The organism is Burkholderia sp. Bp9143, assembly GCF_003853645.1.
Classification (GTDB): Bacteria; Pseudomonadota; Gammaproteobacteria; order Burkholderiales; family Burkholderiaceae; genus Burkholderia.
Window position 1 is genome coordinate 58,763 of record NZ_QTPO01000046.1, and the last position, 13,398, is coordinate 72,160.

The window sequence follows — 13,398 nt, forward strand, 5'->3', positions numbered from 1 at the left end:
CGAAGGAGATCAATCATGAATGAAGACGACGCGCTGTTTCAGAAAGGCTTGCCGATCCGCCGGGAAGTGCTCGGCCCCGAGTACGTCGATGCGTCGATGGAAAAGGCCGACGCCTTCATGATGGCGTTCCAGCGGGCCACCACTGCCTGGGCGTGGGGCTGGGCATGGGGCGACGACACGCTCGATCGCAAGACGCGCAGCCTGCTCAACCTCGCGATGCTGACTGCCGGCGGCCATACCAACGAACTCAAGCTGCACGTGAAGGGGGCGCTCAACAACGGCGTGAGCGTCGACGAGATCAAGGCGACGCTGCTGCATGCAACCGCTTATTCGGGTATCCCGCATGGGCTCAGTGCGTTCAAGGCCGCGCATGAGGTGCTGGTGGCCGAAGGGGCGTTGAAGTAGGCGACCCGCGACATGCCGGTGCTTCCGGTCATCGGCAGCACCGGCTTGGATGAGTTGCCCGGCTGCGCGCGTCACAGCGCGTTCGGCGCCGCCCTCCCGTCCAGCACCGCCGCGACGTTATCGAGCGCGGTAAAACCCATCTGATCCCGCGTCTCGATCGTCGCGCTGGCCATGTGCGGTGACAGAAACACATTGTCGAGCGCGGCGAAACGCGGATCGATGTCGGGCTCGTTGCGATAGACATCGAGCCCCGCGCCGAACAACCGATGCGACGTCAATGCCTCGTGGAGCGCGTCCTCATCGACGAGACTTCCACGCGCCGCGTTGACGAACACCGCACCGTCACGCATCAAACCGAACTCGCGGCGCGTCATCAACGGCGTGCCGCCGCCCGGCACGTGCAGCGTGAGGATGTCGCACTGCGGCAGCAGCGTGTCGAGATCCGCGCAATAGCGCGCGCCGGCCTCGATCTCCGGCGGTGCCGGCCGCCGATCGGTATAGACGATCTTCATCCCGAACCCGCGTGCGCGCTGCGCGACCGCGCGGCCGATCCGGCCGAAACCGACGATCCCGAGCGTCTTGCCGTTCACGCGCGTGCCGAGCATGTCGGTCATGCCGAACGACTTGCCCCACCCCGCGCGCACGATGCGCTCGTATTCCGATGCACGCCGGCACGCGGCCAGAACGAGCAGCATCGTGAAATCGGCCGTGCAATCGGTCAGCGCGTCGGGTGCATTGCTGACCACGATCCCGCGTGCGCGCGCGGCGGTCACATCCATGTGGTCGTAGCCGGCGCTCGCGTTCGCGATGATCTTCACGCTCGGCGGCAATGCCGCGATGTGCTCGGCCTGCAGCCCCGATTTCTTGCCGATCAGCACCGCCGGCGTCGCGTAGCGGTTGCAGAACTCGACGACGGACGGTGCATCCATGTCGGCGTCCGTCACGTACGCATGGAATTCGGCTTCGGCACGTGCGGCCACGGCCGCGGGAACCCGTCGCGCTACCAGCAGGCGGGGGCGATTGTTGTCAGGCATGGTCTCGTCCTTGGGTCGGAAAACGGAGCACAGCCTACGAAGCACGTTCTGCGCGGGTCAATATTGATTGATTCAATCAACGTGTCGGCGCGGCATCGCGCCGCTGGCTTCCCGGGCCGCTTCGGTTGCGTCGCCCGATGCGCCACTCGCCGTGAAGACCGCGTGAACGACGTGCCCGCGAACTCAGGAAAACCCTGACGCCGCCCCGTCGCGACGGGGCGGTTGATATTGATTGAAAGAATCAAGATTGCTGGGGAATCGCCACCGCGCAATGCTTTTTGCATGTTCAACGGACTGAAGAAGAGATCGTGAAAATGCAGGCACGGAAAAAAATCGCGGCAGTGACGGGCGCCGGCACCGGAATCGGCCAGGCGGCGGCCGTCGCGCTGGCGCGGGCCGGCTTCAGCGTGGCGTTGCTCGGCAGGCGCATCGAGCCGCTGCTCGCGACGCGGGAGATCATCGAGCAGGCCGGCGGGGTGGCCGCCGCGATCCCGACCGACGTCGCCGACGAGGCATCGGTGGACGCGAGCTTCGCACGGATCGCGCGCGAGTTCGGTCACCTCGACGTGCTGTTCAACAACGCCGGCCGCAACGCGGGCGCCGTGCCGCTCGACGACTACTCGCTCGAATTCTGGAACGACGTGGTCGCGACCAACCTGACGGGTGTCTTCCTGTGCGCACGCGCCGCGTGGCGCCAGATGAAGCGCCAGACGCCGCAAGGCGGCCGCATCATCAACAACGGTTCGATCTCGGCGCACACGCCGCGCCCGAACACGATCGCGTACACGGCCACCAAGCATGCCGTCCTCGGCATCACGCGCTCGCTGGCGCTCGACGGCCGGCCGTTCAACATCGCGTGCGGCCAGATCGACATCGGCAACGCCGCCACGTCGCTGACCGAGCGCATGAACGGCGGCGTGCCGCAGGCCGACGGCCGCGTCGCGCCCGAGCCGCGCGTCGACGTCGCGCACGTCGCGGACGCCATCGTGCAGATGGCGAGCCTGCCGCTCGACGCCAACATTCTGAACATGACGATCATGGCAACCGCGATGCCCTTCGTCGGGCGCGGCTGACCGGACGATCGCCGGCGCACACGACAACCACGCGCCGGCCCACCCATCAGGAGACAGGAGACGACATTGAAAACCGCAGAAGAACAGGTTTCGGTCATGAGCGAGTTCGACTCGCACGCGGGCGTCGCCAGAAGATCGCGAGTGCGCTACGGCGTGCTGTCGATGCTGCTGGTGGCAACCATCCTCAACTACGTCGATCGCTCGGCGCTCGGCATCGTCGCACCGGCCCTGTCGAAGGACCTCGCCCTCACCCGCGTCCAGATGGGCGAACTGTTCGCCGTGTTCGGCCTGGCGTACTCGATCGCGCTGCTGCCGGCGGGCGCGCTCGCCGACATGCTCGGCTCGCGCGTCGCCTATGCGCTGTCGCTGGTCGGCTGGTCGCTTGCGACGCTGACGCAGGGGCTCGCGCACGGCTACCACATGCTGCTCGGCTCGCGTCTCGCGATGGGCGCGCTGGAGGCGCCGGCCTTTCCGTCGAACGCCCGCGCGGTGACGATGTGGTTCCCGGTGCAGGAGCGCGGCTTCGCGACCAGCGTCTACGTGATGGGCCAGTACATCGGTACGCCGCTGTTCACCGGGCTGCTGCTGTGGATCTCGTCGGCGTACGGCTGGCGCGCCGTGTTCTTCGCGACCGGCGGCTTCGGCATCCTGTTCAGCGTCGTCTGGTACCGGCTCTATCGCGATCCGTCGCGGCATCGCAGCGTCAACGCGGCCGAGTTGCAGTACATCACCGAGGGGCGTCCGGTCGTGACCGCGCGCGATCGTTTCGACTGGCGCATGGCGCTGCGCCTGCTCGGCTACCGGCAGATCCTCGCGATCTGTCTCGGCAAGTTCTGCAACAACACGCTGCTGGTGTTCTTCACGACCTGGTTCATGACCTACCTCGTCGAGGAACGGCACATGTCGATGATCAAGGTCGGCTTCTTCCAGGCGATGCCGTTCATCGGTGCGACGCTCGGGATCCTGATCGCCGGCTACCTGTCCGATCTCTGCATCCGGCGCGGCGTGTCGATGTCGTCGTCCCGCAAGGCGCCGCTCGTGATCGGCACCTTCCTCGGCGCGTCGATCGTGCTCGTCAACTTCGTGCATTCGAACGCGCTGGTGATCGCGATCCTGACCGTCGCGTTCTTCGCGCAGGGGATCGGCTCGATGTCCTGGGCCGCCGTGTCCGAGATCGCGCCGAAACGCTATGTCGGGCTCACCAGCAGCATCACGAGCCTCGCGGCCAATATCGCGGCCGTCACCACGCCGCTGATGATCGGCTACGTGACCCAGCACACCGGCAACTTCTTCTGGGCGCTGAACCTGATGGGTGCGATCTGCCTCGTCGGCACGCTGTCGTACTCCGTGCTGCTCGGCAAGCTGTCGCGCATCGAGCTCTGACCCCGATCGAACCTCACCCCTGCCACTCCGACCATGATCGAATTCAAATGGGATCACCTGCAACTCTGCTCGGCTGACGCCGAGGCCACCGCCGCGTGGTTCGCGCGCTGCCTGAGAGCCGAGATCGTGCGGCGCCCCGGCCGCGTCGACCTGCGGATCGGCGCCATCAACCTGTTCATCACGGCCCTGCCCGACGCGCGATCGGCCGCCGTGCCCGACGGCGCGCGCATGCAAGGGATCGATCACTTCGGCGTGCTGGTCGACGATCTCGATGCCGCGTACGCACATCTGGTCAAGCACGGCGCCGAGATCGTCCAGCCCGTGACGCGAATCCGTGCCGGCGTGCGTGGCTGTTTCGTGCGCGCGCCGGGCGAGATCCTCGTCGAGGTGCTCGAGCGGCGCCCGGCCGAGATGACATTCAGTTGAACCCGGTCTATAGTCGGCGCAAGCGGCCGGACACCGGCCGCGCCCTCATCACGACTCCCCATGCACAACTGGATCACCCTGACCGAAGCCGCGCGGCGGCTCGGCGTGCGGGCGCAGACCGTCTACGCGTATGCGAGCCGCGGCAGCATCGCCGTGATGCAGGATCCCGACGATCCGCGCAAGAGCCTGTATCGCGCCGAGGACGTGATCGCGCTGTGCCGCAAGAAACAGGTCGGCCGCAAGCGTGCGGCGCTGGCGGCAAGCACGATCTTCGGGGCCGAGCCTTGTATCTACAGCGGTATCACCACCTTCTCCAAGGACCGTGCGTGGTATCGCGGCCGCGACAGCCTTCAGCTGTCGGACACCGCCACGCTCGAGGAAACGGCCGCGCTGCTCTGGCAGGCCACCATGCCCGTGTCGTTCGACGCGCCCACGGTCGCATTGCCGGCCGGCGAGCGCGATCGCCAGTGCGCGTTCACGATGCTGGCCACGTTGGCGGCGCACGGGCACTCGACGCTCGGCCGGCTCGACAGCGCGCTGCACGCCGAGGCCGGGCAACTCGTCGCGATCGTCGCGCGCGCGTTCGGCGCGCATGACGACGCCGATGCGGGCCCGCGCTGGATCCATCAGCGGCTCGCAGCCGGCTGGGGCCTCGACCACCATGGCGCGGACTTGCTGCGCCGCGCGATGGTGCTGGTCGCCGATCACGAGATCACGAGTTCGGCGTTCGCCGCGCGCATCACCGCATCGACCGGCGCGTCGCTCGCGGGCTGCCTGCTGACCGGACTCGCGACGCTGTCGGGTCCGCTGCACGGCGACGCGTCCGGGCGCGTGCGCGCGGTGTTCGACGACGTGGAACGGCTCGGCGCCGAGCACGTGGTCGATCATCACCTGAAGTCCGCGATCCCGATTCCCGGCTTCGGTCATCACCTCTACCCCGACGGCGACCCGCGCGCGGCCGCGTTGCTCGCGCGGCTCGATCCGCCGGCGGAACTGGCACGCTTCATCGACAAGGTCACGACACTGACCGGCCAGCGGCCGACCATCGACGTCGCGCTCGCGATGCTGTCGGTGCAGCTTCGGTTGCCGCGCGACGCGGCTTTCGGGCTGTTCTCGATCGCGCGCAGCGTCGGGCTGCTGGCCCACTGCATCGAACAGCTGCGCGTGGGCAAGGTGATCCGGCCGCGCAGCCGCTATACGGGGCCGGCGCTCGACGAACGGCATCTGCGCACCGAGGCCGACGACGACGGCAAGCTGCCGAAGGCGGGCGTGATCGAGAAGAATCGGGTGTTCAAGGTTGTGGAGTGACTGCGGCTACGATCGACTGCCAAGCATCGACGAGGTCTTTCGACCGTCATTGTTCCGAGCAAAGTATTGCACTCGGCGTCGCGACCCAACGCGTCGACCGATGGCATTCATGGACGATACGCCCCTAAAACCCGAACGTTTCACGACTGAAACATTTGCGATTGCGGATCCGGCACCGCGCCGGCCGCGTTTTTCGCGTGTGCCGTCGCATACGACCTTCTCCAGTGCGCCGTTGCCGGCGCGTCGGTACGAAAACGCGCAGCGTTCGCGCAGGCGACATGTATCAGACCTGAAACCAAATCGGTATTCGGGCCCCGCTGTCGCCCGCGGCACGCCTCCTTCCCCCCGTCACACGTGCCAGTCGCCCCATCTGGCCCGCTCCTTGCTGTTGCTCCGACGCAAACACAAGCAGTCGCACCAAGCGACAAACAGCACATAAACAAAATCGGGGTGAGCGATGAGCAAGACGGAGCGCTTGACGGCCGGAATGCGCGCGCGCGGCGTGTTGCCGCGGCGGTCGGACCGTCATCAGGCTGGCTGCGCGCTGTAATGCAGGCCGCCGCCACGCAAGCCGCTGCCGCTGCCGCGGCCGGGGAGCCGTGCGCCAGTCACGGCTGGAATCTGCCGCACGGATCGGGTATCGAAGACGATCCGCTGCTCGGCTGCCTGCTCGTGCTGACACGGCTGTTCGACCGGCCGGTGGGCGTCGACACGCTCGTGGCCGGCCTGCCGCTCGCCGGCCGGCGCCTGACGCCGGCACTGTTCGTGCGCGCCGCGGCGCGCGCCGGCCTCTCGGCCAAACTGGCCCGGCGCGCGCTGCGCGACATCCCGGATGCGGTCCTGCCCGCGGTGCTGCTGCTCGACGACGGGCAAGCCTGCGTGCTGGTTCGCCGCAACGCGTGCGGCACCATGCAGGTGATCCTCCCTGAAACGGGCATCGGCGAGGAAGCCGTCGACGCGGCCGAACTCGCGCAACGCCATGCCGGCCACGTGTTGTTCGCGCGCCCGGCCCACCGGTTCGATGCGCGCGACGCGGAAAGCGTCGTGCCGCGCCCGCGCCACTGGTTCTGGGGCGTGGTCGCGCAATCGTGGCCGATCTATGCCGAAGTGATGCTCGCGTCGACGCTGGTCAACCTGTTCGCGCTGGCGATGCCGCTGTTTACGATGAACGTCTACGACCGTGTCGTGCCGAACCGGGCGCTCGAGACGCTGTGGGCGCTGGCGGCCGGCATCGCGCTGGTGATCGTGTTCGACGTGGTGATGCGCACGTTGCGCGGCTATTTCATCGACGTGGCCGGCAAGAAGATCGACGTGATCCTGTCGGCGAACCTGTACGAGAAGGTGCTCGGCATCCGGATGGCGGCGCGGCCGCCGTCCGTCGGCGGGTTCGCATCGCAGATCCAGGAATTCGAAGCGGTGCGCGAGTTCCTCACGTCGGCGACGGCGGCAGCGCTGATCGACCTGCCGTTTTCGATCGTGTTCGTCGCGGCGATGTTCTGGGTCGGCGGCGGGCTCGGCTGGCTGCCGCTGCTGGCGTTGCCGCTCGTGATCGGCGCGGGCATCGCCGTGCAGGGTCCGCTCGCGCGTGCCGTGCAGGCCAGTCAGCGCCACGCGAGCCAGCGCCAGGCCCTGCTGATCGAAACGCTGGTCGGGCTCGAGACGATCAAGGTCAACGGCGCGGAAGGACCGATGCAGGCGCGCTGGGAGCAGTTGCTTGGCGAGATCGCGCGGCTCGGGCTCAAGTCGCGCCTGCTGTCGGGCTGCGCGGTCAATTTCGCGATGTTCGCGCAGCAGGCGGCCTATCTCGCGGTGGTCCTGTGCGGCGTGTACATGATCGGCGACGACCGGCTCACGACCGGCGGACTGATCGCCTGCACGATCTTTACCGGCCGCGCGCTCGCGCCGATGGGCCAGGTGGCGTCGCTGCTGACCCGCTACCACCAGTCGCGCAGCGCGCTGGCGTCGATCGACGGCGTGATGAGCCTGCCCGGCGAGCGTCCGGCCGAGCAGCGCTTCGTCCATCGGCCGGCACTGCGCGGCGAGATCGAATTCCGCAACGTCAGCTTCGCGTACCCGGGCCAGAGCGGCGTTTCGCTCGACGGCGTGTCGTTCCGGATCGCCGCGGGCGAGCGCGTCGGCATCATCGGGCGCGTCGGCTCGGGCAAGACCACGATCGAAAAACTCGTCCTCGGCCTCTACCCGCCCGCTTCCGGCAATGTCCTGATCGACGGCGTCGAGCTGCGTCAGTACGACCCTGCCGCACTGCGGCGCGGGATCGGTCACGTGCCGCAGGACGTGATGCTGTTCAACGGCACCGTACGCGACAACATCGTGCTGGGCGCGCCGGGCACGGACGACGACGCCGTGCTGCGTGCCGCACATGTGGCCGGCGTCGCGGATTTCGTGAACCGTTTGCCGAACGGCTTCGACCTCGCGGTGGGCGAACGCGGCGAAGCGCTGTCCGGCGGGCAGCGCCAGGCCGTCGCGATCGCCCGCGCGATGCTGCTGTCGCCGCCGGTGTTGTTGCTCGACGAGCCCAGCAGCGCAATGGACAACCGCTCCGAAGAGCTGTTCAAGGCACGTCTGTCGGTCCAGCTGGCCGGCCGCACGCTGCTGCTCGTCACGCACCGTCCGTCGCTGCTCTCGCTCGTCGACCGTCTGATCGTGATGGATCAGGGCCGCGTCGTCGCCGACGGCCCGAAGGACCAGGTCCTCGCGGCCCTTGCAGGGAGGAAGCTCCATGTCGCTGCTGGCTGAACCCGACGGCGCCGGCGCGCCGACGACGGCACGCGTCGCCGCGCTCAAGGCGCTGCGCGGGCGAATCGGCGCCGCGCTGAAGCCACGCGCCGACGATACCGCGTTCATGCGCGAACGCTGCGCGGCCGCGCTGGAGGGGCCGCGCTACTTCACTCACTGGATCCTCTGGGCGACGCTCGCGTTCTTCGTCGTCGCCCTCGTGTGGGCCGCGTTCGCCGAAGTCGACGAAGTCACCGTCGGGGAAGGCAAGGTGATCCCGTCCAGCCGTGTGCAGGTGGTGCAGAACCTCGAGGGCGGGATCGTCTCCGAGATCATGGTGCGCGTCGGCCAGGTCGTGCAGAAAGGCCAGCCGTTGATGCGCATCGACGATACGCGGTTCACGTCGTCGTACAAGGAAGGACAGGCGAAGGATGCCGCACTCCTTGCCCGCATCGCGCGCCTCAGCGCCGAAGCGAACGGCACCGCATTCGTCGTGCCCGATCGCCTGGCACGGACGAACCCGGGCCTGCTGAACGAGGAACGCTCGCTGTTCGAGTCCCGTCAGCGCGAATTGCAGGCCAATCTCGACGTGCTCAGGCAACAGGCCGACCAGCACCGTCAGGAACTCGCGGAAAAGCGCTCGCGCGAGGCACAGCTACAGCACAGCTACGGGCTCGTCGCGAAGGAACTGGCGTTGACGAGCCCGCTCGTGGAAAAAGGCGCGGTATCCGACGTCGAGGTGCTGCGGCTCGAACGGCAGGCAACCGACATGAAGGGCGACCTCGATGCGACGCGGCTCGCGATGCCGCGGCTGGAAGCCGCCTATCGCGAGGCACGCCAGAAAATCGACGAAACGACCGCGCATTTTCGCGCCGACGCGATGAAGGAACTGAACCTCGCACGCGCGGATCAGTCGGCGCTGAGTGCGGCCAACGTCGCGCTCGAGGACCGCGTCACGCGCACGCTGGTGCGCGCACCGCTGAAGGGGATGGTCAAGCAGATCAAGATCAACACCGTGGGCGGCGTGATCCAGCCGGGGATGGACCTGCTGGAGATCGTGCCGCTCGACGACACGCTTTTGATCGAGGCACGCGTGCGACCGTCGGACATCGCATTCCTGCATCCGGGGCAGGACGCGACGGTCAAGCTGTCCGCGTACGACTTCTCGATCTATGGCGGCTTTCCCGCCGTCGTCGAGGACATCAGCGCCGACACGATCGTGCCGGACCGTCCCGGCGAGAAACCGGACAGCTATTACCGCGTACTGGTGCGTACCCGGCAAAGCAAGCCGAGCGGCCGGAGCCAGCCGGTCGCGATCGTGCCGGGCATGATCGCGACCGTCGACATCCGCACCGGACGCCGGACCGTGCTGCATTACCTGCTCAAGCCCGTCATCAAGACCAAGGAAATGGCATTGCGCGAGCGCTGACACGAGAACCGATTTGCAGTTCATCGGGCATGCGCCGCATCGGGCGGCGCAGCACCCGCATCAAAACATGACAGGACGGGGAGCACGACATGGCGACGACTTCAAGCGGAACCTCGGTTTCCATCAGCAATACGCCGCAGGCAACGAACGACGTGTTTACGTCGGCTCAGACGGGGCTCACGGACAATACGCTCACCACCGTTTACCTGAACGTGATGGCGAACGATCTCGGCGGGGCGGCCAAGACGCTCTACTCGCTCGACTCCGGCACCGAAACCACCGTCGCGCTCGAACAAACCGCGTTGCTGACACAGGATACGGGCCAGGCGGAATCGGTAAGCGCGGATTTCAGCGCGCACGGCGCGCATATCTGGATCACGTCGGACGGCAAGGTCGGGTATGACGCGAGCCACCTCGATGCATCGTGGCTGTCGAACAGCTTCAATACGCTCGGCTACGCGCAGGACAGCTTCACGTACGCGATCCGGCTGGGCAACGGTACGCTGAGTTGGGCAACGGCCTATGTCGATATTGCGCCGCCCGCCCCTGTCGTCGCGCTGGCACATGACAGCGGGATCTCGGCCACCGACAGCATCACATCGGACGGTACGCTGTCGGTCGGCGGGGTGGCGCATGGCGCGACCGTTCAGTACAGCACCGACAACGGCGCACACTGGAACACGAGCTTCAGCGCGGTCGAAGGAACGAATACCGTGCTGGTGCGGCAGATCGATGTGACCGGCAACGCGTCGTGCGTATGTTCGTACTCGTTCACGCTGGATACGACGGCCGGGACAGCACCTGGGGTGGCGCTGGCGGTCGATTCGGGCAGCAGTGCTGGCGATCACATCACCAATGTCGGGACGCTCAATGTCACTGGCGTCGAAACGGGTGCTACCGTGCAGTACAGCGTCGACGGGGGTTCGCATTGGGGTACGAGCTTCAGCGCGGTTGAAGGGTTGAACAACGTCCAGGTCCGGCAGGTCGATGTCGCGGGTAACACCTCGTCGGCCACGTCGTTCAGTTTCACGCTCGATACGTCGGCCGCTGCGCCCGGTGTTGCGTTGACGACCGACTCCGGCAGCAGCGCCACCGACCACGTCACCAACGTCGGCACGCTCAATGTGACCGGTGTCGAAACCGGTGCCAGCGTGCAGTACAGCATTGACAACGGCGCACACTGGAACACCACATTCAGCGCCGTCGAAGGGCTGAACAACGTCCAGGTTCGCCAGATCGACGTCGCGGGCAACACCTCGTCGGCCACGTCATTCAGTTTCACGCTCGATACGTCGGCCGCCGCACCCAGCGTTGCGCTGACGACCGACTCCGGCAGCAGCGCCACCGACCACGTCACCAACGTCGGCACGCTCAACGTCACCGGCATCGAAACCGGCGCCACCGTGCAGTACAGCGTCGACGGCGGTTCGCATTGGAGTACGAGCTTCAGCGCCGTCGAAGGGCTGAATAACGTGCAGGTCCGGCAGATCGACGTCGCGGGCAACACCTCGTCGGCCACGTCATTCAGTTTCACACTCGATACGTCGGCGGCTGCGCCCAGCGTCGCGCTGACGACCGACTCCGGTAGCAGCACCACCGACCACATCACCAACGTCGGCACGCTCAACGTCACCGGCATCGAAACCGGCGCCACCGTGCAGTACAGCATCGACAACGGTTCACACTGGAGTACGAGCTTCAGCGCCGTCGAAGGGCTGAACAACGTGCAGGTCCGGCAAACCGACATCGCAGGCAACACATCGGATCCGACTTCGTTCAGCTTCACGCTCGATACCTCGGCGGCCGCGCCCAGTGTCGCGCTCACCACCGACTCCGGCAGCAGCGCCACCGACCACATCACCAACGTCGGCACCTTGAACCTCACCGGTGTTGAAGCCGGCGCCACCGTGCAGTACAGCATCGATGGCGGCTCGCATTGGAGCACCAGCTTCAGCGCCGTCGAAGGGTTGAACGACGTGCAGGTTCGGCAGACCGACGTCGCGGGCAACACCTCGTCGACCACGTCGTTCAGCTTCACCCTCGATACGGCGGCGGCTGCGCCCGGTGTTGCGCTCACCACCGACTCCGGTAGCAGCGCCACCGACCACATCACCAACGTCGGCACGCTCAATGTGACCGGTGTCGAGACAGGCGCCACCGTGATGTACAGCATCGATGGCGGTTCGCATTGGAGTACGAGCTTCAGCGCCATCGAAGGGTTGAACAACGTGCAGGTTCGCCAGGTCGATGTCGCGGGCAACACGTCGGATCCGACTTCGTTCAGCTTCACGCTCGATACGGCGGCCGCTGCGCCCAGCGTTGCGTTGACGACCGACTCCGGCAGCAGCCCCACCGACCACATCACCAATGTCGGCACGTTGAACCTCACCGGTGTCGAAACCAGCGCAGTTGTCGAATACTCGACCGACGGCGGCCATACGTGGAACACCAGTTTCAGCGCCGTTGAAGGCGTGAACGACGTCCAGGTCCGGCAAACCGATATCGCAGGCAATACATCGAATCCGACTTCGTTCAGCTTCACGCTCGATACCTCGGCCGCTGCGCCCAGCGTTGCGTTGACGACCGATTCCGGCAACAGCGCCACTGATCACATCACTAACATCGGCACACTTAACGTGTCAGGAGTTGAGACCGGCGCCACCGTCGAATACTCGATTGATGGCGGCCATACCTGGAATACCAGCTTCAGCGCCGTCGAGGGCGTGAACGACGTCCAGGTTCGGCAAACCGACATCGCGGGCAACACCTCAGATCCGACTTCGTTCAGCTTCACGCTCGATACGTCGGCCGCTGCGCCCGGTGTTGCGCTCACCACCGACTCCGGTAGCAGCGCCACCGACCACGTCACCAACGTCGGCACGCTCAACGTCACCGGTGTCGAAACCGGCGCGACCGTCGAATACTCGATCGATGGCGGTCATACCTGGAACACCAGTTTCAACGCCGTCGAGGGCGTGAACGACGTGCAGGTCCGGCAAACCGATGTCGCGGGCAACACCTCGGATCCGACTTCGTTCAGCTTCACGCTCGATACGGCGGCCGCTGCGCCCGGTGTTGCGCTCACCACCGACTCCGGCAGCAGCGCCACCGACCACATTACCAATGTCGGCACCTTGAACCTCACTGGTGTCGAAACCGGCGCCACGGTCGAATACTCGATCGACGGCGGCCATACCTGGAACATCAGCTTCAGCGCCGTCGAGGGCGTGAACGACGTCCAGGTTCGCCAAACCGACATCGCGGGCAACACGTCGGATCCGACTTCGTTCAGCTTCACGCTCGATACGTCGGCCGCTGCACCCAGCGTTGCACTCACGACCGACTCCGGCAGCAGCCCCACCGACCACATCACCAATGTCGGCACCTTGAACCTCACCGGTGTCGAAACCGGCGCGACCGTCGAATACTCGATCGATGGCGGTCATACCTGGAACACCAGCTTCAGCGCCGTCGAGGGCGTGAACGATGTCCAGGTTCGGCAAACCGACATCGCGGGCAACACCTCAGATCCGACTTCGTTCAGCTTCACGCTCGATACGTCGGCCGCTGCACCCAGCGTTGCACTCACGACCGACTCCGGCAG

Annotated in this window: 9 protein-coding genes; 8 read left to right on the forward strand and 1 reads right to left on the reverse strand. The window is 66.4% G+C overall.

Translation table 11 applies throughout. The features are described 5' to 3' along the window. Nucleotides 1-15 precede the first annotated feature (15 nt). A complete protein-coding gene (locus DIE23_RS29280) occupies nt 16-405 on the forward strand; it encodes a carboxymuconolactone decarboxylase family protein (RefSeq protein WP_059516993.1) in 390 nt (129 codons plus the stop codon). A gap of 71 nt (nt 406-476) precedes the next feature. On the opposite strand, the gene DIE23_RS29285 is transcribed toward DIE23_RS29280, so the two are convergent. Further along, nucleotides 477-1,439 carry a D-glycerate dehydrogenase gene (locus DIE23_RS29285; RefSeq protein ID WP_124615293.1) on the reverse strand — a complete coding sequence of 321 codons (963 nt, stop codon included), beginning with the start codon at nt 1,437-1,439 and terminating at the stop codon, nt 477-479. A gap of 314 nt (nt 1,440-1,753) precedes the next feature. On the opposite strand from DIE23_RS29285, the gene DIE23_RS29290 reads away from it, so the two are divergent. From DIE23_RS29290 to DIE23_RS29320, 7 genes are all read left to right on the forward strand, one after another. After that, nucleotides 1,754-2,512 (forward strand): SDR family oxidoreductase, encoded by a 759-nt coding sequence (locus DIE23_RS29290; protein ID WP_124615308.1) that lies wholly within the window; start codon nt 1,754-1,756, stop codon nt 2,510-2,512. Between the two features lie 96 nt (nt 2,513-2,608). Further along, a complete protein-coding gene (locus DIE23_RS29295; RefSeq protein ID WP_124615309.1) occupies nt 2,609-3,895 on the forward strand; it encodes an MFS transporter in 1,287 nt (428 codons plus the stop codon). Between the two features lie 33 nt (nt 3,896-3,928). Next, nucleotides 3,929-4,321 (forward strand): VOC family protein, encoded by a 393-nt coding sequence (locus tag DIE23_RS29300; protein ID WP_124615294.1) that lies wholly within the window; start codon nt 3,929-3,931, stop codon nt 4,319-4,321. 60 nt (nt 4,322-4,381) lie between these two features. Beyond that, complete coding sequence (locus tag DIE23_RS29305) at nt 4,382-5,629, forward strand: citrate/2-methylcitrate synthase (RefSeq protein ID WP_124615295.1); 1,248 nt, start codon at nt 4,382-4,384, stop codon at nt 5,627-5,629. A gap of 549 nt (nt 5,630-6,178) precedes the next feature. Next, nucleotides 6,179-8,386 (forward strand): type I secretion system permease/ATPase, encoded by a 2,208-nt coding sequence (locus DIE23_RS29310; RefSeq protein WP_124615296.1) that lies wholly within the window; start codon nt 6,179-6,181, stop codon nt 8,384-8,386. Continuing rightward, complete coding sequence (locus DIE23_RS29315) at nt 8,370-9,794, forward strand: HlyD family type I secretion periplasmic adaptor subunit (RefSeq protein ID WP_124615297.1); 1,425 nt, start codon at nt 8,370-8,372, stop codon at nt 9,792-9,794. The genes DIE23_RS29310 and DIE23_RS29315 overlap by 17 nt, the downstream gene beginning before the upstream one ends. Before the next feature lie 626 nt (nt 9,795-10,420). Further along, the coding region (locus DIE23_RS29320) for an Ig-like domain-containing protein (protein ID WP_260436201.1) at nt 10,421-13,398 on the forward strand (2,978 nt) is incomplete at its 3' end.

Coding starts and splice junctions, on each gene's coding strand:
- DIE23_RS29280 (WP_059516993.1), top strand. CDS start 16: ATGAATGAAGACGACGCGCTGTTTCAGAAAGGCTTGCCGATCCGCCGG.
- DIE23_RS29285 (WP_124615293.1), bottom strand. CDS start 1,439: ATGCCTGACAACAATCGCCCCCGCCTGCTGGTAGCGCGACGGGTTCCC.
- DIE23_RS29290 (WP_124615308.1), top strand. CDS start 1,754: ATGCAGGCACGGAAAAAAATCGCGGCAGTGACGGGCGCCGGCACCGGA.
- DIE23_RS29295 (WP_124615309.1), top strand. CDS start 2,609: ATGAGCGAGTTCGACTCGCACGCGGGCGTCGCCAGAAGATCGCGAGTG.
- DIE23_RS29300 (WP_124615294.1), top strand. CDS start 3,929: ATGATCGAATTCAAATGGGATCACCTGCAACTCTGCTCGGCTGACGCC.
- DIE23_RS29305 (WP_124615295.1), top strand. CDS start 4,382: ATGCACAACTGGATCACCCTGACCGAAGCCGCGCGGCGGCTCGGCGTG.
- DIE23_RS29310 (WP_124615296.1), top strand. CDS start 6,179: ATGCAGGCCGCCGCCACGCAAGCCGCTGCCGCTGCCGCGGCCGGGGAG.
- DIE23_RS29315 (WP_124615297.1), top strand. CDS start 8,370: ATGTCGCTGCTGGCTGAACCCGACGGCGCCGGCGCGCCGACGACGGCA.